This window comes from Aquimarina agarivorans (assembly GCF_000218485.1).
GTDB classification, from domain to species: Bacteria; Bacteroidota; Bacteroidia; order Flavobacteriales; family Flavobacteriaceae; genus Aquimarina; species Aquimarina agarivorans.
On the sequence record NZ_AFPB01000162.1, the window covers coordinates 43,693 to 65,775 of the forward strand.

Sequence of the window (22,083 nt, forward strand, 5' to 3'; positions counted from 1 at the left end):
TTATTTTTTTTTAAAATTTGATAGTATTGCAGCAAGTAAAATTACCAATACACATCCTAATAAATTTAACCATAAAAACGGCAATATATCCGAAAAGTAAACACCCATAACAATGAATTGTGTGAGTAATGCCCCAATAAAAACTGCATTAGAGGTTATTTTTTTAAAGAAAAAAGCAATGAGAAAAATGCCCAAAATGTTTCCGTAAAAAATTGATCCTATAATATTGACTAACTGAATTAAATTATCAAATAATGGTGCAATACAAGCTACAGCTATGGCGATTATCCCCCAAATTAAAGTAGTTAACTTGGTTAAATTCATTAATTGCGTCCCTTTTTTAGGCTGTGAAACATTTGGTTGATACAAATCCACAACTGTAGTAGTAGCAAGGGCATTTAATTCCGATGCAGTGGAGGACATAGCTGCTGAAAGGATCACTGCAAGTAATAACCCAATGAGTCCCTTAGGTAAATGATGCAAAATAAAGTGTATAAACACGTAATCTTTATCGTTAGATTCCACTTCAGGAGCAACCATATCAATTAAAGTAATAGAGGCTTCTTTATTTTTTTGTAATTTAAAATTTAATGCCTGTAATTGATCTGCTAAACCCTCATTATCATCATAATTATGATACGATTTATAAATTTTCTGTTTTGCCAACTCTAAACTCTCTTTTTCATTTTTTAGGGTAACGTAAGCAGCTGCTTGGCTGGAATCCATCACCGCTTTTTCGGCCTGCGGATTAAAACTTAAAGGCGCAGTATTAAATTGATAAAAAACAAATACCATTACACCAACAAATAGTATAAAAAACTGCATTGGTACTTTTAATAGCGCGTTGAATAATAATCCCAACTGACTTTCCCTGATAGATTTACTTGATAAATAACGCTGCACCTGACTTTGATCGGTTCCAAAATAGGAAAGCATTAAAAAAGTTCCTCCAATTAGTCCAGTCCAAATAGTATACCTGTTTTTTAAATCAAAAGAGGTATTGATTAAATTGATTTTATCATTTGCTTTAGCCAAACAGAAGGCTTTATACAAATTCATATCATTGGGCAGGGAAGTATAAATAATAAAAAAGGCAGCAAACATACCGGCAAAAATTACTGCCATTTGTTGTTTTTGGGTTACAGTAACAGCTTTTGTACCGCCACTTACCGTATAAATAATAACCAATACTCCAACGCATATGTTTAACCACACTAAAGGCCAACCTAAAACAACTGAAAGTACTATTGAAGGAGCATAAATGGTAATCCCAGTGGCTAAACCACGCTGAATTAAAAATAAAACGGCAGTTAGTACTCGTGTTTTTTTATCAAAACGAGACTCTAAATATTCATAAGCTGTGTAAACCTTTAATTTTTTATAAAGTGGAATAAAAATTAAACAAATAATTACAATGGCTAATGGCAATCCAAAATAAAATTGAACAAAGCCCATGCCCGAAAAATAGGCTTGTCCCGGTGTGGATAAAAAAGTAATTGCACTGGCTTGGGTTGCCATTACCGAAAGTCCGATTGCCCACCAAGGCGTTTTTTCATCCCCTTTAATATATTCATGTGCTGTAGTCACCGCTCTGGTTTTCCAAACTCCGTAACCAACAATAAATCCAAGGGTAAGTAAAAGTATTAACCAATCAATTCCACTCATAAAACTGTGACTATTTTGATAACCAAAAAAAGAAAATAATGTATACTAGATTAGCAATTAAAACCCACGTATACCATTTTTCCCACTTAAAATTAGACTTCATTTTACAAGTTAATTATGTTAACTAACAATTTGTAGGCTCCAGTAACTCCTTTGGGTAATTCTCTAAAAAAACTGATTCCAGTGTATACAAAATGCCCATTGCCATAGTCTCCAATCAATAAACTCCCTTTGGTTAATGGCTCATCGACATCATTCATACCCAAAATTGGCGTAAATTCCTTACCCCATTGATCAGGGAAATACAAACCACGCTCTTGTACCCAATCATTAAAATCAGTATTGGAAATTTTGTTAGGATTATTAAGTACCTGATGTTTGGGAGCTAAAAATGTTACTTTGGCTGTTTCGTCGGTGACCCGCTTTCGCGAAAGCGTAAATTGAAAAGGGAAAAAATTATTTATTGAACTTGGAGCTGCCCGGTATGATTTTGTGGTGTATTGAACAATTACAGTGCCGCCAGCTTTTACAAACTTTTCAAATTTAGTTTTATTATTTAACAAATGTGGGAATTTGTTTAAAGCGCGTATTCCTAAAATAATGACATCAAAATTACTAATATTAGTAGCATAAAAATTTGAAGCATCAATCGGGGTTATTTGTAATCCTAATTCACTCAAATTAGCATCAACACTATCCCCAGCTCCTTGTATGTATGCTATTTTTTTATTTCCTGTTTCTATAGAAAAATTAACTAAACGAATTTCTGCCTTATGGATAATTTGCTGTTTAGGAATATGGTCATAGTTAATATGCTCAGCATAACTACTATATTGTTTATCATTTACGGTAGCAGTAACTTTAGCGGTTGCAATAGCAGCATCTAAAGGAGGGATTACTTTAAATGAAAATGAAGTTTCGTTGCCTTTGGTAATATTAAAATCTATTTTTTCGGGCTGAACAATCCACTCATCTGGTACATCAATGCGCAGCGTACCTTTTTGATCTTTAGTAGCTGCCAATAATGATACGGTTACTTGTTTTTCGTTTTGTTTTGGGAACAAAATTAACTCCTTGGTTGGTTTTACATTAATTTCAGGAATGACAAATAAAGGCTCATATACCTCGCCAGCCACTCGATCCCTATATTTAAATACTATTGGTTGTTGACGGCTAATTAAATATCCGTCCACATCTAACTTAAAATCTACCATAAACGGGGTAGGAGTTTCGGGTAATCCAATATTCAGTTTGTTGTTAACTGTATACATTCCTGATGAATATTCTTCTTTCAAATAATAAGGTGTGGTGTAATTTTTATGGGGCGAAAGCACCGTTGTTTTTTTTATGAAGGCGCTATTGTTTTCTAATTTTTGAACTCCATTTAATTGTTTGTTATTAAAATGTACGCTGTTCAATGTCACAGGATAATTGCTTCTGTTTACTGCTTCAATTGAAATTTGCAATGAGTCTGCAGGAGTAATTTTCCCTGTATTGGTATAGGCCTTTAAATAAATACCCAAACAATCCGTAATTATAGTTTCTAATAGCGGTAATTTTTCTGTTTTCCAGTGAGAATCTTTTAATTGACTAATTTTTTTATGAATTTTTAATAAATCCGTAACATTTGCACTTGGGTTGTTAAAATTAAAATCGGCTAGTAAAGCACTTACCATTTCTGCAACAACAGCGCCACCATCGGTACGATTCCAAGTGGTATCAATCCCTTCAAAAAAATTAGTTGCTTTTTTCCCTTTAATAAGTTCAAAATATTCTTTTCGCTTTCCGCGAGAAGATAGCATTCCAAACCCTTGTGATTTATGTTGACTTCTACTTAAAGCAGCAATCTCAGTGTTGGATTTTCCAATGTTGGGATAATAAGTACCCACGTCAACTGAAATATCTTTGGTTACCGAAGCTTCAAAGTCGGATTTATTTTTGAAAAACCACGAAGATTTATTTAAGTACACAGCATTGGGTTGGTGTATACTCGTATGTTGCAATTGCTCAGGAAATTTTGATGCATCACCAACGGCATCAAAAGCTTCTACACTAATCATTGCCGAAGTAGTGTGGTGACCGTGTGTAGTACCAGGAGTACGGTGATCAAACCGATTAATAATTACGTCAGGCTTAAATTTTCGGAAAGCCCAAACTACATCATGTAGTAATTGTTCTTTTTCCCAAAAGGTGAACGTTTCTTTAGGATTTTTTGAATAGCCAAAATCATTTGCACGTGTAAACCATTGCCCCCCACCATCAATAGAACGTGCTGCTAGCAATTCATGTGTTCTTATAACACCTAATGCTTCACGCAACTGTGGACCAATTAAATTTTGTCCACCATCACCACGTGTAAGCGATAAATAAGCTGTAGTAGCGTGTACTTTGTTAGCAAAATGCGAAATTACATTGGTATTTTCGTCATCTGGGTGTGCGGCTACATACATCACTTTACCCAAAAATGCGAATTTTTGAAGTTTTTGATATATACCTACACTGTTTGGTTGATTTTGTTGTGCGTTTGATGTAAAACTAAGACTAACTAATAGCCCAATGAGTATCTTTTTTTTCATAAACAATTTTTCCGCTAAGGGATATTTATTTCCATTTAATTCCACAGCCAATACTAGGAACCTGAGCTCCTTCGTAACTGTTGTTCTCTAAAATACTATCTAGTGCCATTGCCAAATCCTTACCTGTTGCAACACCCATGTTAGGTGTTGTAGCATCAAACCTTCCGCGGTAAGCAAGCTTTAAGTCTTTATCATAAACAAAAATATCGGGTGTACATTCTGCACCGTAAGCTTTTGCCACACTTTGATCTTCGTCGTACAAATAAGGAAAACAATACTGATTTTTTTTAGCAAATTCAGTCATTAATTCTGGCGCATCAGCCGGATAATTTTCAATGTCATTACTGCTAATGGCTATAAATTTTGCACCCATTGCCTGATACTTATTAGCTAAAGTTGCAAGTGCTTTATTGATATGAATTACAAAAGGACAGTGATTGCATATAAATAAAACTACAGTAGCTTTATCCGATTTCAGTTCGTTTAAGCTTGCCTTTGAATTAGTTAATGTATCTAATAAATTGAAGTTAGGAGCTTGTGTGCCTAATGAAATCATTTGCGATTCGGTTGCTGCCATTGTATACTATTTTATATTGCTAGAAATTTACGAATTCTGATAATTTTTTTGTTGAAATTAACGGATATTTAATAATCAAACGGATTTTAATTTGTAAATTTTTATCATAACGGGTAAAATACTTTCAATCATATAATTATGGTTAAAAATTTTAAATGTTTGTTTTTTTTGGCTTCGGTAACTAAAATAAAGTGGTATTTTTGTATTCCCAATTTTTAAACTTGGCTACTTGCAATCAATACAAAAAACATCTGGTATCAAAGAATTATATCCTTATCAAAAGGATGATATAAATAAAATTTTTGAACGAATTAATAGCAAACCCGATGGCTATAATTTGTGCTATCAATTACCAACTGGTGGAGGAAAAACTGTAGTTTTTTCTGAAATTGTTCGTAGGTATATTGAAGAACAACAAAAAAAGGTACTCATCCTTACACACCGTATTGAGTTGTGTAACCAAACTTCGAAAATGCTTGAAGGCTTTGGTGTGACCAGTAAGGTAATTAACAGTAAGGTTAAAGAAATACCTAATGAGGAAGATTACATGTGTTTTGTTGCCATGGTTGAAACGCTTAATAATCGTTTGAACGAGGAAAAGGTTGAGTTTAAAAACCTTGGTATGGTTATTATTGATGAAGCGCATTACAATTCATTCAGAAAATTATTTAGACATTTTGAAAATTGCTTCATTTTAGGGGTAACAGCAACTCCCTTAAGTTCCAATATTAAAATGCCAATGAAAGATAGCTACCGCGAACTTATATGTGGGCAGCCAATTTCAAACTTAATCGAACAAGGCTTTTTAGCAAATGCAGTAACTTATTCATTTGATGTAGGTTTAAGTACTTTAAAAGTAGGTATTAACGGGGATTATACCGTTAAATCATCGGAAGATTTGTATTCTAATGCTTTTATGCAAGAAAAGCTATTGTATGCTTATCACCAAAAGGCCAAAGGTAAAAAAACCCTGATTTTTAATAATGGAATTAATACCTCCGTTCAGGTATATGAAACTTTTAGAATGGCAGGCTTGGATGTTCGCCATTTAGATAATACACATAGCAAGCAGGAACGTAGAGATATCTTACGCTGGTTTAAGGAAACACCTGATGCTATTTTAAGTTCAGTCGGAATTTTAACTACTGGATTTGATGAACCCACTATTGAGGTAATCATACTCAATAGAGCAACAAAATCGTTGACTTTATATTTTCAAATGATAGGTAGAGGATCACGTTCTTTACCAGGTAAAAAAGAATTTAACGTCATTGATTTAGGAAATAATGCGGCGCGTTTGGGATTATGGAACGCTGATGTTGATTGGCAAAAAATATTTCGTTTACCTGATTATTACCTAGAAAATCTAGTAAGTGATGATGAAATAGAGCGGCAGTTTAAATACGTAATGCCTCCTGAAGTTAGAGCAGAGTTTGCGAATTCCGAAGATATTTCTTTTGATGTAAAACAGGAATACGATGCTGTAGTTAACAATGGTGAAAAGTCTAAAATGGTTTTAGAACGTTCTATTGAACAACACGCAAAAATTTGCGTTGAAAATAGCGAAGATGTTTTTGATGCCCGTATTTTGGCAAAACTATTGGATGAAGAAATTGAATACCGTATTCGAATGTACTCTTACTGTATTAGTAACAGTACCAAAAATTACCGCAGTTGGTTGGAGGAAGATTACAAACGTAAATTGCGTTTACGAATTAATCAATTGATCGATTAGTTTTGATTTTCATAAATAAAAGCAAAAGCCTTTTAAAATTTAGAATTTAAAAGGGCTTTTTGCTATAATTATACCAGTTTTTGAAATTAAATTACTCTAATAAAAAATTACTAGTTTTTGCTTGAGCAAGAGGCAAAATATAAACGTATACTCAGTTTCGGCGTGAAGTATCAAGCAAAAAAGAACAATTTTGAATCAAAATTTAATCTCGGAAACGGTATTAAAATCTAATTGCAAATTGATGCCTACTTGTCAAAACAATTAAAAAGACATAGGATCAGTCTAAAATTTTTATAAATTAACTATGAAAAAAAACATATTAATAACAGGAACATCATCGGGTGTAGGATTGGCAGCATCTATTTTACTTGCCAAAAATAATTATAAAGTATACGCCACCATGCGTAACTTAAAAAAATCAACGGTTTTAAAAGAGGCTATAGCAAAAGACAATCTTGATATTGAAATACTAGAACTGGATGTAACCAAATACGATACCATTGAACATGCCGTAAATATGATTGTTGAAAAAGACGGTAAAATTGATGTTTTATTGAATAATGCTGGAGCAGGTTTTGCAAAAACATTAGAACAAACCTCCTTGGATCAAATCGACTGGATAACTGATGTTAATTATAAAGGGGTAGTTATAACTACAAAAGCCGTATTGCCTATAATGCGTAAAATGAATTCAGGGCATATCATTAATATTACTTCTATAGGAGGATTGGTAGGACAGCCTTTTAATGAGCTTTATTGCGGAGCAAAGTTTGCTGTAGAAGGCTTTACAGAAGCATTGGCTACCTATGTTGCTAAACCGTTCAACATTAATTTTTCTTTAATCGAACCAGGTGGAATTGCTACTGAATTTATGAATAATGCAATTACAAAAACCGTTGATGAAAAAGGGGAGATGGTAACAGGTGAATACGCGCCTATTTTTACAAAATACTTAGAAGGAGCTAAAAGCAGAGCAGGATCAGGGACTGCTTCGCCCTACCAAACACCTGAGGAAATTGCAGCCATAATTTTAGATACAATCAATGCAAAAAATCCGCCTTTAAGAGTAAGAACATCAGAATGGGCAGAAAATATGACGGCACTTAAAGTAAAAGCAGATCCAGATGGAACAAAACTTGTAAATCAGGTAATAGACTATTTTTTATAGACTTTTAAAGAAATGAAATAAAAACACCCAAATCTTTGAGCAAAGATTTGGGTGTTTTTATTTGAAGCGTTTATTATAAAATACTTTCTAAAAAACGAAAGTGACCTGTAGTGTCTCTAAGTGAACTGTAAGCAGAAATAGTATTTAATAACTTACCTGAACTATCTAATCCAATTAAAGTAGGAAATGATTTCCCTGGATTGTATTTTTTAATTAATTTTTCGTTTTTTTTACGTTGTTCAGGAGTTATAATATCTTGTCGGAACGGCATGTCTACCATTAGTAAAACCACTTTATCTGCTTTTTCAATAAACTTTTCAGAATGAAAAAAATCAGCTTTTAATTGCTTGCAAGGCGCACACCAATCGCTTCCTGTAAAATAAACAAGAATATTTTTGTTTTGATCTTTGGCTAAATCTTTTGCCGTTGTAAAATCAGTTTCCCATTTCAAATCCTGAGCAAAACTTGCTGTTGAAATAAGAATGAAAAGACTAAAAAAAAGTTTCTTCATGGTAATTAAAATTTATCTTAAATGATTAGCAAATTCCTTGCCAATATAAAAATTATTTACGGAATAATTTTTACAATATCATTTAACGGTCTACGTACCTTGTTTATTTTTGCAGATACATCATTTTTTGCTCTGTAACCAATTGGCAGTAATAATACTGCGGATAATTGCTCTTGTTCTAAGCCTAAAATAACATCAATTTCAGCAGGAATGAACCCTTCCATTGGACAGGAATCTATTTTTTCAATTGCGCAAACGGTAAGTAAATTTCCAAGTGCCAAATATACTTGTTTGGTAGCCCAAAGTTTAATATCAGCTTTTGATTTAAGTTTAAAACGATCAATTAATACATCGCCGTAAGCATCAATTTCACTATGTGCTTCAGGACGTAATTGTTTTGAATTATTTGAAAATGCTTTTATAAAATCTGCATCTACATTTTTTTCAGCACAAAGCACTAAAACATGCGATGCTGTAGCTACTTGTTCCTGATGAAATGAAGCAGCCTTCATTTTTTTTTGAATAGATTTATTTTTAACAATAATCATTTTTATGGGCTGTAACCCATAGGAAGTTGCTGTTAAATTAAAAGCCTTTGAAATACGCTCAATTTTTTCATCTTCAATAAATGCATTATTATCAAATTTTTTTGTTGCGTATCGCCATTCCAGGCTTTCAATAATATCCATAGCTGTTTTTTACGCAAATATAGGGCTATTGTAAGATTTTATTAAAGATTTCCGATAACAATAACTATGATTTAGGAGCAATTAATTGCCTGATTTTAATTTTGAAAACAGCAAAAATTAAAGTCATAAATGGACTCAGCCAATTAAAAATAGCAAAAAAGGCATAATCAGCAACGTCTACTCCAAGCGTTTTGGAATGAAACGCCCCGCAAGTGTTCCAAGGAATTAGAGCAGATGTTACTGTACCCGAATCTTCTAGTGTTCGGCTCAAATTTTCAGGAGCTAATTTTTGATCTTTATAAGCATTTTTAAACATTTTTCCTGGTACTACAATTGACAAGTATTGATCACTAGCCGTAACGTTTGTTAAAATTGTAATTCCAGTAGTACTTGCTATTAATCCAGTAGCACCTTTAGCTATTTTAAGAATCGCACTACTTAAAGTACTTAAAGCTCCAATTGCTTGCAGTGTACCCCCCAAAACCATTGCACAAATAATTAACCAAATAGTGCCAAGCATTCCTTGCATACCCCCAGCGCTAAAAAGATCTTGTAATAATGGATTTTCTGTTGGAATAGTAATATCATTTGTAAGCGCGGTTAAAACGGTTTGATACGCCGAAACTAAATTGATTGAAGTAGCTTGAGTTACCTGAAGTATTACTTGAGGTTGGGCTATGCAAGTAACTATACCACCTAATAAAGAACCAGCTAATAAACTTACTATTGCAGGTACTTTTTTTACGATAAGAAAGAAAACAAATAACGGGACGAGTAATAACCAGCCAGAAACGTTAAAAGCACTTTTAATATCCGCTTCAAACGCATTTGAAGTTATACTTTCGGGCGTTTCTAAAGTAAGTCCGAGAATTATAAAAAATAAAATACTTATTACTATGGAAGGAATGGTGGTCCACAACATGTATTTAATATGAGTATATAAATCTGTTCCTGCAATTGAGGCCGCCAAATTAGTAGTATCTGATAAAGGTGAAAGTTTATCACCAAAGTAAGCTCCTGATAAAATAGCTCCGGCTGTCATTCCAATAGGAATCCCCAATGTTTTAGAAATTCCAATTAAAGCCACACCAATAGTAGCACTAGTAGTCCAAGAACTTCCAGTAGCCAAAGACACTATAATTGAAATAAAAACACAAGCTACCAAAAATATTTTAGCATTCAGTAACTCTAAACCGTAGTATACCATAGTTGGTATCACACCACTTGATAGCCAAGTACCTGTTAGGGCACCCACCATTAGTAATATTAGCAAGGCTTCCGAGGTTATACTAATTTGCTTTTTTACTTGATCAATAATTTCGGAATAGCTTACTTTTTCAGTAATTCCAATAATTGCAGCAATAGCAGCAACAAATAATAAAATAAATTGATTACTTCCGCTTAAAGCATCATCACCAAAAACAAATACTACGTTAAAAAAAAGAAGTACAATTAAAAGAATCATTGGAAAAAGTGCCTTCCATAAAGGTAAATTGCGTTTGGGAATCGTATTATTTGGCATATGTCAATATAAATGTTGAAATTAGGTCATTAAAAATCCGACGTAATAGTTGTATAAAAGTAAATGTAACATTTTAGTTGAAAATAATAATGCCCAACAAAACACTTAAATTTTTAGAATTATTTTTGTTATTTTTTTGCGCTACCTATTTTGTTAGCCCTACCTGTTCCCAAAATACTAAAATTAGTAATGATAGGTGTAGCCCTACTACATGTTGGTTTTCTGTTATTTAAAACTTATAAACTCAGGTTTAAACTTCCCCAAAAACCAAAAAAGACTTTTGTAATCAGAGTATTAATTACGAGTTTGCTTTTACTTGTTTCTGGAATAATTTTAATAAAACTTTATGATAAAAGCCTACTATTTCAAGTAGTCAAACAAAAACCAGGGTTATGGGTTACCATTTTGTTTGTATACACTTTTTTTTCAGTGTTTCCTCAAGAAGTGGTATATCGAAAGTTTTTTTATGAAAGATATCAGCCTTTATTTGACAACAAAAGGTTCTTTTTTTTACTGAATGTAAGTTGTTTTATGCTCTGCCATCTATTTTTAAAGAGTATACTTGTATTAATTATAACCTTTTTAGGAGGATGTTTTTTTGCTTACACTTACGAAAAAGAAAAAAGTATTACCTGGGTTAGTTTGGAGCATGCTTTGTATGGAAATTTAGTTTTCACCTTAGGGCTAGGGGAAATGTTGGCATTTCCTGGAGCGGCTTAAGCATTTTTAAATTTAGCGCTTAAAAAAAATCGAAAACCAAATTCCTATTTCCCAATTAAACCAAGTTCAATACCTTCAGAGTAAGCTACCTTAATTTTATTTTCGCTAAATATACGTTTGACAGCTTCGTGCGTATCAAAAGTAGCTATCCAATAATCGTTAGGAAGCACAAAAGGACGTATAGCTAATTGCACGTTGTGCGAATCAAAGGTTTCAATTCCAATTTCAGGTGCAGGATCGTTTAGTACCGTGGGTATTAAACGCAGTTCATTTTCAATGATACTTTTTACTTTTGGAAAATCTTCGCTATACGGAATATGAACATTCAATTCCAACCGGACAACCCCTTTTTTAGAAAAATTAGTTACAATACCATCTGTAATTTTTGAATTAGGAACAATGAGAGTTTTACTACCAGGAGTGGTAATTATGGTACTGAAAATTCCTATTTCCTCTACTTTACCAAATTTGTCATCAACTTCAATCCAATCGTTAGCTTTGTATGGTTTTAAAAATAAAATAAGTATACCTGAGGCAAAATTACCCAGACTACCCTGTAATGATAATCCTATGGCAAATCCCATGGCTGCAACAATGGTAGCAACACCTGATAATTCAGCACCTAAAATTGATACGGCAATAAGTAACAAAGCAATTTTTAAAACCGTAGTAAGGAGTGAAATTATAAACGGTCGCATCGTATCCGATACTTGCATTTTTATTAAGCTTTTGCTAACTATTTTGTCTACTTTTTTAATTAGTTTAAAGCCAATCCATAATAAAAGTGCTGCAACAATTATTTTTGGAGCAAAAAAAACAATTTTATCGATAGCAATTTCTAAGTACTCATTTACTTTATCCATTCTTTTTTATATAAAACAATCCCTTGTATTTTTTAATTACAAGGGAAAATAATCAATAGTATAAAGGTATAAAAAAACTTAGATTTTATGTGGTGGGATCAGTTATTTCTAGCGATTCTAAAATTTGTTGGTAAATAACACACCTTTATTTTTTAAAAAAATATTAAACCAGCATTCAAGTAATTATTCTACTAAGCTAACGCCTTTTTATAAGTTTCCAAACAGCGTTCACGAGCCATTTTGTGTTCTACCATTGGTTTTGGATAAGTAAGTTCATTTAAATCAGTAACCCAGCGATTAATATATTCGTGTTGCTTATCAAATTTTTGAATTTGTGTGGTTGGATTAAATATTCGAAAATAAGGTGCAGCATCCACTCCAGTTCCTGCTACCCATTGCCAGTTTCCTATGTTTGAAGACATTTCATAATCCAATAATTTTTCAGCAAAATAGGCTTCGCCCCAGCGCCAATCAATGAGTAAGTGTTTACACAAAAAACTACCCACTAACATACGTACTCGGTTGTGCATATATCCAGTCGCATTCAATTCGCGCATACCTGCGTCAACAAATGGATAGCCTGTTTCGCCATTTTTCCATTTTTCAAATTCAGCTTCGTTATTTCGCCACTCGATACGGTCGTATTTGGGTTTAAAACTCGCATTTTTAGTATGCGGGAAGTGCCATAGGATTTGCATAAAAAATTCGCGCCAAATTAATTCGGACCAAAAGACTTCATTTTTTTCTGCAATAGCTTTTTTTAATATTTCGCGTACACTAACGGTTCCAAATCGCAAATGCGGCCCTAGTTTTGAGGTGCCTTCTTCGTTTCCAGGAATGTTTCTGGTATCTTCATAACTTTCGATTAAACCAGGTGTTGCCATATAAGGAGCAACTTTAATTTTTGATTTTTTAAATCCCAAATCCTTTAAATTACAACTTTCATAGGAGCTAAATTCAATTATAGATTTTAAATGATCTTGACTAGGATATTGCTTTAGTTCCTTAGTTTTAAAAACTTCTTTCCATTTGTTTTTATAAGGAGTATACACCATATACGGATCACCATCAGCCTTTACAATTTCATCTTTTTCAAAATAAACTTGATCCTTATAAGTTTCAAATTTAATTGCTTTTTCCTCAAAAAAAGCTGTTAAAATCTTGTCACGTTCCAGTGCATAAGGTTCGTAATCATGATTGGTATATACTTTAGTTACTTTGTATTTTTTTTCAATTTCTTGAAATATCGCAATAGGTTCACCATGAAATATGGAGATTCCTTTATTCATTTCTTTTAACTTGGAGTGCATATCAGCTAAAGAATCATGTATAAAGCTGACTCGGGCATCGTTTTCAGGAAGCTTACCCAAAATTTCAGTATCAAAAATAAAAATAGGCAGTACATTTTTATTTTCGCTTAACGCGAAGAAAAAACCAGTGTTATCGTGTAGTCGTAAATCTCTTCTAAACCAAAAAATAGTTAATTCCTGCATAGTAACTTAGTTTAAATTTAACGCACCAATACCACCATCAACTCCCATAACCTGACCCGTTACCCATGACGCTTTTTCCGAAAGTAGAAAACAGGCCATGTTAGCAATATCCTCGCTTTCACCAATACGTTTCAGGGGATGACGCTCGTTCATTTTTTCAATTTTAGCATCATTGGAAACTAAGCGCTTTGCTAAAGGTGTATTTGTTAATGAAGGAGCAATAGCATTTACTCTGATATTTGGAGCCCATTCCGCAGCAAGTGATTTTGAAAAACCTTCCAAAGCTCCTTTAGCCGCCGCAACAGAGGTATGGAAAGGCATACCTACTTTTACCGCAACAGTACTAAAAACAACAATACTGGCTTGTTCAGCAGCTTTCAATTTGGGATGTACCTCTTTTAAAATTTTTACTAGAGACATAAAATTTAAATTCAAATCTTTTTCAAAAACTTCAGGCTTAAGCATGCTAAAAGGTTTTAAATTAATGGTACCTGGGCAATAGACTAAACCGTCAATAACATCAGGAAGATCAACATCTGCAATTGAGTTTATAGTAGCGTCAAAAGGAATGTGTGTAATGGCTTCAGGCAAATCATCATTAGTTCTGGAAGCAATGATTACATGATGATCGTTCATTAACTGCTTGGCAATTTCAGCACCAATACCGTAGGATCCACCTATTAAAAGTATATTTTTCATAGTTTTTTAATTAAAAAGTGAGGTGATATGTTTTGTTCTGTATTCAAAAATTTTAGCCAATTTAGGCTTGATAATTACTGGATGAAGCAAACGCCCTAAAACTCCAAATGGTACTTGATAATGAACAATATCGGTAACTAATGTGCCATTAGGTATTGCTTCTAAATAGTGTTTATGATGCCAAAGTTTGTAAGGCCCCTCTAGTTGAGTGTCAACAAAAAAATTGGGCTTTTGGATATAATTAATTTCAGATAACCAAGTGGTATTAAAAAAAGGTAACGGAGTTACTGTGTACTGAATTACCTGGCCACAATATAATGGCAGGGTAGCTCCATCAATCACCTTAAATTTCATGCTCTTAGGCATAATTTTAGAAAGATTGTTTGGATTTGAAAAAAAATCCCAAGCTTCATCGATTGGAATAGGTAATTCTAACTTTGCTTCTAATTTATATGTTTTCATCAATTCAAAAATACTTTTATTTTGTTTAATTATTTAATCTTTTTTGTTAAACAAAATAAAAATAGTCAAAATGATGGTAGCATTTTCATTGAAAAAAAGTATTTATTAATGAATTTGCGTCATTTAACTACAAGTTTTTGATGGTAGTTATTTTTTCCATTAGTTATTTTAAGCAAATAAAGTCCACTTCGCAAATCATCAATTGGGTGCGTTTGTGTTTTGGATTTTGTTAAAGAAATAGTCTTAACTAAATTTCCAGTAGTATTATAAAACTCAATAGTAAAATCGGAATTGAAATTTTTAGTGGTTACAATTAATTGAGCAAAAGCAGGATTAGGAGCAATTTTAATTTCGGCTTGATTTTTAGCTATGGATGGTGTATTTATAGAGGTAAACTTTAAGTTAAAATCTTTAAGAATAATCAAATTTTCGGCTTCAGTTGATGCAATAGTGAGTTTCCAGTTCCCTTTGGGGGAACTATTGATTAGTTTTATTAAAGATTGATGTGGTGCTCTAAGTCCCATCACTTTATCATCACAAACACCATTTCCAAGTCGCAGTGGATCCATTGGGATTTTTTGTTCATCATCTTTAAAAGTAAGATCAATATGTTGTTCATTGGAGCAATTACGATTCCATAACAATATTTTTTGTTTGCTAGGATTTTCAAGACTAATAGTAAGGTTTCCAATTTTAGAATGTGTTAATGACAATGCTACCTCAAGGTTTTCAACAGTAAAATGATCATCAACTACAATAGTTTTTTCTATAATTCCTTTATCTTTTATTAGAGAAGACATGTTGGGAGTAAATTTTTTTATGCTTACGTCTTGATTTATAGAAAAAGGCGTGGTGTTTAGTGCATAAAAAATATTGCCTATAGCTTTTATTTTTATTCGGCATTGGTTTGATGATATGTTTGCAGGAACACTAATGGTTGCTTCTCCGGTATTGGGAGTGCTTTTTACAAGTGTTTGAAATGTTTTACCGTTATCTGAAGAAAGTAGTATTGCAACTTTTTTGGTATGAATAGGGTAGGCTTTTGTATGCCCTACGTTCCATGTAATTTTTTCTAAATTAGTACTTTGCCAGCTTAAATTTTTGGTATTTTGGGAAGTCACTTCAAATTTAGGACTTTCCGTTACAGCTACTTCAAATTTTTGTATTGATGCTCCTAAGTTTTCGGGATCCGTACTTCTTGCGGAAGCAGCAAAAGAATAAGTACGCGGTACAGCTGCTAAAACACCTTGCTTGGAGGCGTTATTGTTGTTTATGACTAATTCTTTTTTGGGGAACGAAATCACTGCATCATTTTTCGGAAATTGCGAGGTGAATACAGGCCCTACTTTAGCATTCTTGTTTGGTGGAAAAACACCAATTTCAGTGTCAATTTGTTCACATGTAAAATATAAAAACTTATTTGATGGAATGGTAGTATGCAACGCTATTTCAAAAGGGGTGTTTAAAGGAATTGAATAGTTAGGAATTGACATTAAAATATTTTTTTGTTGGGGGAGTGTAGCTATTTTAGAAGATAAATACGTAGATATTTGTTCAATACTTTTACTATGGAAATAAGGTTTTGATGTATTGGAAACATTACTTTTTGGTAAATTACAAATACCTGCGTAACTCATTATAGTATGTCCGCTTCCAGGTTCAACGGCACTTTCGCTATTTCTGGAACAATTACTATTTTGAGTGTGCGAGGCACCAAGCTGATGAGCAATTTCATGGGCTAAATAATCAATATTAAAAACCTTACCTTCGGGAATAGGGTGGCCTGTAATTCCATTTGCTTTCCTGTTGGAAAATGCCACACTGCACGAACTTGTTCCTCCTTTAAAAGTACCTAGTGTTTGTGCAATATCATAACTATTTTGATCAATTAAAGATTTAATTTTTTGAGGAGCTTCATAAATTAGCTTTTTCAAATCATTATTGGTAAGTCCGTCTGAAACAGGGTCAATAAAAATAAGTTGTTCATTATTTTCAACAAGCTGAAGATGTATACCTAAGTCTCTATTGAAAATTTTATTAACACTTTGAAGGCTATTTTTAAGCGCATTTAACACCACTTTTTTTTGTTGATTAATTGGTAGTAAACTAGCCTTGTTTTTTTTATATGATATTGGGCATATTCCCCAGTGGTCATTAATGCAATTTTAACTTTGATTAAGGATGTAGCTGTTGCTTTAAATTTTTGATCAGAAGTTGTAGTGGGATTGATTTTTTGGTAATCAGGTTGCCTGATAATGACCTTTTTTTTATTCGAATTTGATTGACTTTTAAAAAGGAATTTGCTTTGAGTGATTTTTATTTTTTTAAATGCTTCTTCTGTAATACAATGGTATTCAAAATCTTGTATTTTATTTGTTATAAGTTCAAATTTATCAAGAGTTGTCCTTGTCCAGTTTTTAAGTAGCCCTGGATTATTTGCGCTTAACGCAAAAATGATAACCATGATATATTGAAGCATTTACCCCAGTTTATAAATGGAGATCTTTTTTAAGCGATGAATTCATAACATTCATCCATTATGTAGATTTCCATTTAACGTTATATTTCAATTTTATGGTGTTTCCTATTTCTAATTTGCTTTGTTAAAACATAAAAATCTAATGCTCTTTTTATTTTATATTAAAATAAAGATTAAAAATTTTGTGTAGGAACATTCATAAATATAAATAAAAGATTTAAAATTCTAACACAAAATTAATTTTTTTAATCTGTAAATCAATTAGTTATAAAAATTTGAAATATCGTTTATATGAAATAAGGCTTATTTTGGAGGGGGGATATAATAGAATTAATATGCATCTAGGTTTAAAATTAATTGGTTAAAGCCAGTAGTTAATAGGCTTCAGGCCGTAAATTAGTTATTTAAGCGCTAGGATTATGTTAGAAAAAATTTTTTTTAATCTGATTTTCAGTGAATTAATTATAAAAAATATAAATAAGTTATTTTTTAATGCTTAGAAATTGTAAGAAATATAGTTTTGTACGAAATTTATGCTTAAAATTTTGTGAATTTACTGAATTACAATTTTTCTAACTGCAATTTCACCATTTATAAATACACTTAAAATATAAAGTCCAGGGGATAAACTAGTCAAGTCAATAGACTCGATTTGAGTTAAAAATGAATACTCAAAAATAGGTTTACCGTCTAAATTATATAAAACAGCTTCGTAACCGTCGAGCGGAATAGTTAAAATTTCAAGGGTAATATTACCATCTGAAGGGTTAGGGTAAACAATAATATTCTCTTTAATATTCAATTGTTTTTTTGCAAGTGTACCTATGCTAGTCAGGTTGGGATTACTTACACCCTCAGGAATATTTAAAATAATCTTAATTTTATCAGCACCACCACTATCGGTATTTGAATCTACTAATGGAAGGGCTATAATAACTTCGTCATTATTTGCAGGAATGGTTACAAATTCTTCTATTGCAGTTGTGTAAGTATCCCCACCATCAATAGAAAAGGTTACCTTACCGCTAAAATCCAAAACTGCGCCCGAAGGTTCAGTTTCAAAAGAATAAAATACATTGGTATCATCTTTTACAGGTTCGGATGTTTTTACTCTAAAAATAAGTAAATTATCATTTTTCCTTTGTCTGCTAGACACTCTAGCTGCAGGAATCAATGGTAAAACAACATCACCAATATTAAAATTACTTTTATTTACCGCATAAAATATTTGTTTTAATGCACTTACTCTTATTCGCGCTTCTGATGTAGTGATGCCCTCAGGAATTCTAATACTTTCTGAACCATCGTTTGGTGTTTCTTCAATTAATACAGTAGGATAAGTTTCTCCACCATCAAAAGAAAGTTCAATTTTAACATTTTCTACATCTATATCATTAGCATCAGTACCTGCAACATTCCAAGTGACATCCTGTACACTATTTTGATCGTAACTAACGCTTGAACTTTGTGAGGTAACCTCAAAAAAACCTTCGCCAGTATCTATGGCATTTATTTTCACTTTTGAAAACGAAACTCCACCTGGTTTTCCATCTCGCACGGTATGGGCAAAATTCATTGTTCTTGGGACAGTAGGTAGTACTTCCCATTTTGTACTTACACCTAATTTAGCAGGAAAATCTCTTCTGGGCGATGCACTAGGAGGGAAGGATCTAAATAAAGGACCTACCTCAGAGGTAGATTCTGGAGGTGCTATAGCACGTTCATTATCAATTTGCTCCCAGGTATAAGTTAAGTCATCATTATCCCTATCATTTACAATAGTTTCTAAAGCAAATGCAGTACCCAAAGGAATGTTTAATTCGCGTAAAGGTTCAATTGAGGGTAGTTCATTTGTAACAGCCTCGGTAGGTATACAACTAGAATTAAATTCTAAAAATGCTTTCACTTCTAAAATACTCACGTAATGAAAATAAGCATCACTTGAAGGTTGAATGACAACACTAGGCACTCTACACGGTCCACCAGCATACCCCATTATAGTGGTTCCTTCACCAGCTTCAACAGCGGTTTCATCAAATCGTTGACAAGGGTAATTTTGAGTATGATTTGCACCTAATTGATGTCCTAATTCATGTGCAAAAAAAGTAATATCGAAAATATCACCCTCGGGTTCTCTAAATCCAGTAAAACCTTTACCTTTTCGATTACCACACAAACTTCCGATTAACGCTAATCCGCCATTAAAATGAGTAGTCAGTAAGTGTCCAATATCATAGTTGTCTTCGCCAACGATACGGTTGATATTTTGATTAGCTAAGTCACTCAATTCTTCAGAGTTTCTCGAATCAAAAGGATTAGCCTGTGATTCAAGAAAAATAAGCTCATCGTTGTTCGGAATTAGCTCAAGACGGATGCCTAAATCCCTTTCAAAAACACTATTTATACGATTTATTGATGCAACAATACCAGCCAAAGCTGCCCCTTTTTTTTCGGAATCAGTTCCTCTTATGACACCTGCTTTAATGCTAAAAAATCGGGTGTAGTTAGATGAAACTGCTATTGCCGCACGTAATATTCGGAGTTGATTGTCACCAACTGCGGCTTCGCTACGTAATTGTCTTTTGCTAGACTGATATGATTTTAATCCACTGGTACTAGTGGTATGCTTATGGTCAGTTGAAGTGCATTCAAAAAAAGAATCTACGGGAATTTGATCTTTATTGGCTACAATTTTATATTGATTTTTTGGGGTATCTAGGGAGGAGTCTAGATGCCAGCTTTGGTTGTTTTTAAGCAGCGTAGCGTTAATTCCGTTTGCAGCGCATGTAAAAATTACCGAAAAATTAGGGTCGTTGATGGCTACACCTTTATAAGAATGTATTTGAGGAAATTTTTGCTGTAATTCCTTAGGAAGTATGGCATTGTCCTTGATTTTGAAATCAATTAATTCTCCAGTAGGGGAAGGAAAATTGATGATTGTTGTAACTTTTGTATCTTTTGAAACGTCTTTTAAAGCTTGATTAAGTTTTTTTGTATTTAAAATAAAAATTCCTTCAGATTTTTTGGTCCAAACAATTTGTTGTGCATTTAAATTTACACCAAATGCAAATAAAAAGCAGGTAAGTATATATATTCTTATATTCATTCGAAGCAATTTTCTTTTTAATTTTAGCAGTTGTCGCAACAATTATCAGCCTTAACCCATTTACAACTTAAAACTGCTGTAAGTGCGCCTAAAATAGGTGCGATTAAATATAACCATAAGTTAGCAAAATTTGTACTAACCAACGCTGGAGCTAATGATCTTATAGGATTCATAGATGCATTTGTCATGGGGCCTGCAAAAAGCGCTTCTAACATAACAACACCTCCAATAGCCATTCCAGCCATAATTCCTGTTTCTTTTGATCCTGTTGAAACGTTTATAATGACTAACATTAAAAAAAATGTTAGTAAATACTCCAGTACAAACGCTTTAAACGGGGGTAAAATTGTTTGTGTACCTCCAAGTGTTTTGCTTTCAGGAAATAAATACCATACTAGCAAACTCGCTACAATGGCTCCAACAAATTGAAATGCGATATATTTTGGAACCTCTTTCCAAGGAAATTTTTTAGCATATGCAAATGCAATAGTTACGGCTGGGTTGAAATGTGCACCAGATATTTCGCCAAAGGCATAAATCATTGCAATGACAATAAACCCCCATGTAATTCCAACACCAACATGAGTAACAGCACCTTGGGTAATTTCATTTACCGCCATTGCTGCTGTTCCACAAAAAACTAATGAGAATGTGCCTAAAGCTTCTGAAATATAGTTTTTAGTATTCATTTAAATTTTTTTTCTAAAAGTTTTTCGTTCTTTATGTTGTTTGTGAACATAATCCTTCCAAAGTGCTTGAATAGCTTTATTTTCTATCAGTTCAGGGTTAGTCTCCACTTTTTTAATTCCATTACGAAGAAATATTTCATTCATTTCTTTAAAAATTAAAGCAGCAACTCCTTTGTTTTGATATTCAGGATCTACACCAATCAAATAAAATGCAGCAGTATCGTTAATACGTTGAGCCTTTAAAATATGTAAAAACCCAAAAGGGAATAATTTTCCGCCTGCTTTTTGGAGTGCTTTAGAAAATGAGGGCATGATAATTGAAAATGCAATGACCTCATTATGTTCATTTGCCACACAAGTTATGTAATCAGGATTTACAAAAGGCAAATATTTTTTTTTGTAATGGTCAATTTGATATTGTTGTATGGGTACAAATGTTTGTAAGGAATCGTATGTTTTATTCAATAGTTCAAACATCCGATTTACATAAGGCAAAATTTCTTTATTTTTTTTAAATTTAATGATTTTGAGTTTGTAGCGTGTTTGTATAATATTAGCAACTTTAACTACCTTTGGTCTGGTTTCTGTTGGAATATCAATTTTAAATTCCACCCATGTAGCAGCTTCTTCAAAACCAAGTTGTTTTAGGTGTTCGCTATAGTAGGGGGCATTGTACCAAGTGATCATTGTATTTAGTTCATCAAACCCTTTTGTTAACATTCCTGCTTTATCCATATTAGAAAATCCTACAGGACCTTCAATAGTACTAAGGTTGTGTTTTTTTCCGTAAGTAACAACCGTTTCAATTAAAGCTTTTGTTACATTAATATCATCAATAAAGTCAAACCAACCAAACCGTACTTTAGGCTTATTGAGTTCTTTGATTTCTATCCAATTTGCTATTGCAGCAATCCGACCAACAATTTTATCATTTTTATAAGCTAAATAAAAAGCAGCATCGGCATTATTATAAACGGGGTTTTCCTCTTTTTTAATAGCGTTTAGTTCCTCCTTTGTAATGGCAGGAACGTAACAAGGATGGTCTTTATATAGTGTATTTGGGAAGTTTACAAAGTCTAAAAATTGTTTTTTAGATGCTACTTCAATTATTTTAATCATATTATAATTA

At 32.8% G+C, this 22,083-nt stretch carries 18 protein-coding genes; 3 read left to right on the forward strand and 15 right to left on the reverse strand.

Annotated features, from left to right (window positions below; translation table 11 throughout):
* The 3 genes from GMC_RS0112590 to GMC_RS0112600 all read right to left on the reverse strand — a co-directional run bounded on the left by GMC_RS0112590 (position 1) and on the right by GMC_RS0112600 (position 4,818).
* Entirely contained in the window at positions 1 to 1,665 is a 1,665-nt protein-coding gene (locus tag GMC_RS0112590) for a sodium:solute symporter family protein (protein ID WP_010522476.1), read from the reverse strand.
* Between the two features lie 104 nt (positions 1,666 to 1,769).
* On the reverse strand, positions 1,770 to 4,241 hold the full coding sequence (locus GMC_RS0112595; RefSeq protein ID WP_029489760.1) for a PIG-L family deacetylase: 2,472 nt from the start codon (positions 4,239 to 4,241) through the stop codon (positions 1,770 to 1,772).
* Positions 4,242 to 4,266: 25 nt separating this feature from the next.
* A complete protein-coding gene (locus tag GMC_RS0112600) occupies positions 4,267 to 4,818 on the reverse strand; it encodes a thioredoxin family protein (RefSeq protein WP_010522478.1) in 552 nt (183 codons plus the stop codon).
* A 229-nt stretch (positions 4,819 to 5,047) separates the two neighbouring features.
* On the opposite strand from GMC_RS0112600, the gene GMC_RS0112605 reads away from it, so the two are divergent.
* Entirely contained in the window at positions 5,048 to 6,553 is a 1,506-nt protein-coding gene (locus GMC_RS0112605; protein WP_010522479.1) for a DEAD/DEAH box helicase, read from the forward strand.
* 304 nt (positions 6,554 to 6,857) lie between these two features.
* The gene (locus GMC_RS0112610; RefSeq protein ID WP_010522480.1) at positions 6,858 to 7,721 is read left to right on the forward strand and encodes an SDR family oxidoreductase; all 864 of its coding nucleotides are present in this window, start codon (positions 6,858 to 6,860) and stop codon (positions 7,719 to 7,721) included.
* A gap of 73 nt (positions 7,722 to 7,794) precedes the next feature.
* Here the strand turns inward: GMC_RS0112610 and GMC_RS0112615 are convergent, their stop codons facing one another.
* The 3 genes from GMC_RS0112615 to nhaC all read right to left on the reverse strand — a co-directional run bounded on the left by GMC_RS0112615 (position 7,795) and on the right by nhaC (position 10,443).
* Positions 7,795 to 8,232, reverse strand: a complete 438-nt coding sequence (locus tag GMC_RS0112615; RefSeq protein ID WP_010522481.1) for a thioredoxin family protein — start codon at positions 8,230 to 8,232, stop codon at positions 7,795 to 7,797.
* Positions 8,233 to 8,288: 56 nt separating this feature from the next.
* Positions 8,289 to 8,921, reverse strand: coding sequence for an NAD(P)H-dependent oxidoreductase (locus tag GMC_RS0112620; RefSeq protein ID WP_010522482.1), 633 nt, complete (start codon positions 8,919 to 8,921; stop codon positions 8,289 to 8,291).
* Positions 8,922 to 8,985: 64 nt separating this feature from the next.
* Complete coding sequence (gene nhaC, locus GMC_RS0112625; protein WP_010522483.1) at positions 8,986 to 10,443, reverse strand: Na+/H+ antiporter NhaC; 1,458 nt, start codon at positions 10,441 to 10,443, stop codon at positions 8,986 to 8,988.
* Positions 10,444 to 10,749: 306 nt separating this feature from the next.
* Between nhaC and GMC_RS19900 the strand changes: the two genes are divergently transcribed.
* Positions 10,750 to 11,163, forward strand: a complete 414-nt coding sequence (locus GMC_RS19900; protein WP_238527994.1) for a CPBP family glutamic-type intramembrane protease — start codon at positions 10,750 to 10,752, stop codon at positions 11,161 to 11,163.
* 44 nt (positions 11,164 to 11,207) lie between these two features.
* On the opposite strand, the gene GMC_RS0112635 is transcribed toward GMC_RS19900, so the two are convergent.
* The 9 genes from GMC_RS0112635 to GMC_RS0112680 form a co-directional block, all read right to left on the reverse strand.
* Positions 11,208 to 12,026, reverse strand: coding sequence for a mechanosensitive ion channel family protein (locus GMC_RS0112635; RefSeq protein WP_010522485.1), 819 nt, complete (start codon positions 12,024 to 12,026; stop codon positions 11,208 to 11,210).
* A gap of 191 nt (positions 12,027 to 12,217) precedes the next feature.
* Positions 12,218 to 13,519 (reverse strand): cryptochrome/photolyase family protein, encoded by a 1,302-nt coding sequence (locus tag GMC_RS0112640; RefSeq protein WP_010522486.1) that lies wholly within the window; start codon positions 13,517 to 13,519, stop codon positions 12,218 to 12,220.
* Positions 13,520 to 13,525: 6 nt separating this feature from the next.
* Positions 13,526 to 14,218 (reverse strand): SDR family NAD(P)-dependent oxidoreductase, encoded by a 693-nt coding sequence (locus GMC_RS0112645; RefSeq protein ID WP_010522487.1) that lies wholly within the window; start codon positions 14,216 to 14,218, stop codon positions 13,526 to 13,528.
* A 6-nt stretch (positions 14,219 to 14,224) separates the two neighbouring features.
* Entirely contained in the window at positions 14,225 to 14,680 is a 456-nt protein-coding gene (locus GMC_RS0112650; protein WP_010522488.1) for an SRPBCC family protein, read from the reverse strand.
* Positions 14,681 to 14,799: 119 nt separating this feature from the next.
* Positions 14,800 to 16,758, reverse strand: a complete 1,959-nt coding sequence (locus GMC_RS0112660; protein WP_157998169.1) for a zinc-dependent metalloprotease — start codon at positions 16,756 to 16,758, stop codon at positions 14,800 to 14,802.
* A complete protein-coding gene (locus GMC_RS0112665) occupies positions 16,749 to 17,159 on the reverse strand; it encodes a hypothetical protein (protein WP_029489761.1) in 411 nt (136 codons plus the stop codon). Before GMC_RS0112665 ends, GMC_RS0112660 begins: the two co-directional genes overlap by 10 nt.
* Before the next feature lie 553 nt (positions 17,160 to 17,712).
* The gene (locus tag GMC_RS0112670) at positions 17,713 to 20,265 is read right to left on the reverse strand and encodes a zinc-dependent metalloprotease (RefSeq protein ID WP_010522491.1); all 2,553 of its coding nucleotides are present in this window, start codon (positions 20,263 to 20,265) and stop codon (positions 17,713 to 17,715) included.
* A 23-nt stretch (positions 20,266 to 20,288) separates the two neighbouring features.
* Positions 20,289 to 20,954 carry an MIP/aquaporin family protein gene (locus GMC_RS0112675; protein ID WP_010522492.1) on the reverse strand — a complete coding sequence of 222 codons (666 nt, stop codon included), beginning with the start codon at positions 20,952 to 20,954 and terminating at the stop codon, positions 20,289 to 20,291.
* Positions 20,955 to 22,073 (reverse strand): GNAT family N-acetyltransferase, encoded by a 1,119-nt coding sequence (locus GMC_RS0112680; RefSeq protein WP_010522493.1) that lies wholly within the window; start codon positions 22,071 to 22,073, stop codon positions 20,955 to 20,957.
* Between the last annotated feature and the right edge of the window lie 10 nt (positions 22,074 to 22,083).

Coding starts and splice junctions, on each gene's coding strand:
- GMC_RS0112590 (WP_010522476.1), bottom strand. CDS start 1,665: ATGAGTGGAATTGATTGGTTAATACTTTTACTTACCCTTGGATTTATT.
- GMC_RS0112595 (WP_029489760.1), bottom strand. CDS start 4,241: ATGAAAAAAAAGATACTCATTGGGCTATTAGTTAGTCTTAGTTTTACA.
- GMC_RS0112600 (WP_010522478.1), bottom strand. CDS start 4,818: ATGGCAGCAACCGAATCGCAAATGATTTCATTAGGCACACAAGCTCCT.
- GMC_RS0112610 (WP_010522480.1), top strand. CDS start 6,858: ATGAAAAAAAACATATTAATAACAGGAACATCATCGGGTGTAGGATTG.
- GMC_RS0112615 (WP_010522481.1), bottom strand. CDS start 8,232: ATGAAGAAACTTTTTTTTAGTCTTTTCATTCTTATTTCAACAGCAAGT.
- GMC_RS0112620 (WP_010522482.1), bottom strand. CDS start 8,921: ATGGATATTATTGAAAGCCTGGAATGGCGATACGCAACAAAAAAATTT.
- nhaC (WP_010522483.1), bottom strand. CDS start 10,443: ATGCCAAATAATACGATTCCCAAACGCAATTTACCTTTATGGAAGGCA.
- GMC_RS0112635 (WP_010522485.1), bottom strand. CDS start 12,026: ATGGATAAAGTAAATGAGTACTTAGAAATTGCTATCGATAAAATTGTT.
- GMC_RS0112640 (WP_010522486.1), bottom strand. CDS start 13,519: ATGCAGGAATTAACTATTTTTTGGTTTAGAAGAGATTTACGACTACAC.
- GMC_RS0112645 (WP_010522487.1), bottom strand. CDS start 14,218: ATGAAAAATATACTTTTAATAGGTGGATCCTACGGTATTGGTGCTGAA.
- GMC_RS0112650 (WP_010522488.1), bottom strand. CDS start 14,680: ATGAAAACATATAAATTAGAAGCAAAGTTAGAATTACCTATTCCAATC.
- GMC_RS0112665 (WP_029489761.1), bottom strand. CDS start 17,159: ATGCTTCAATATATCATGGTTATCATTTTTGCGTTAAGCGCAAATAAT.
- GMC_RS0112670 (WP_010522491.1), bottom strand. CDS start 20,265: ATGAATATAAGAATATATATACTTACCTGCTTTTTATTTGCATTTGGT.
- GMC_RS0112675 (WP_010522492.1), bottom strand. CDS start 20,954: ATGAATACTAAAAACTATATTTCAGAAGCTTTAGGCACATTCTCATTA.
- GMC_RS0112680 (WP_010522493.1), bottom strand. CDS start 22,073: ATGATTAAAATAATTGAAGTAGCATCTAAAAAACAATTTTTAGACTTT.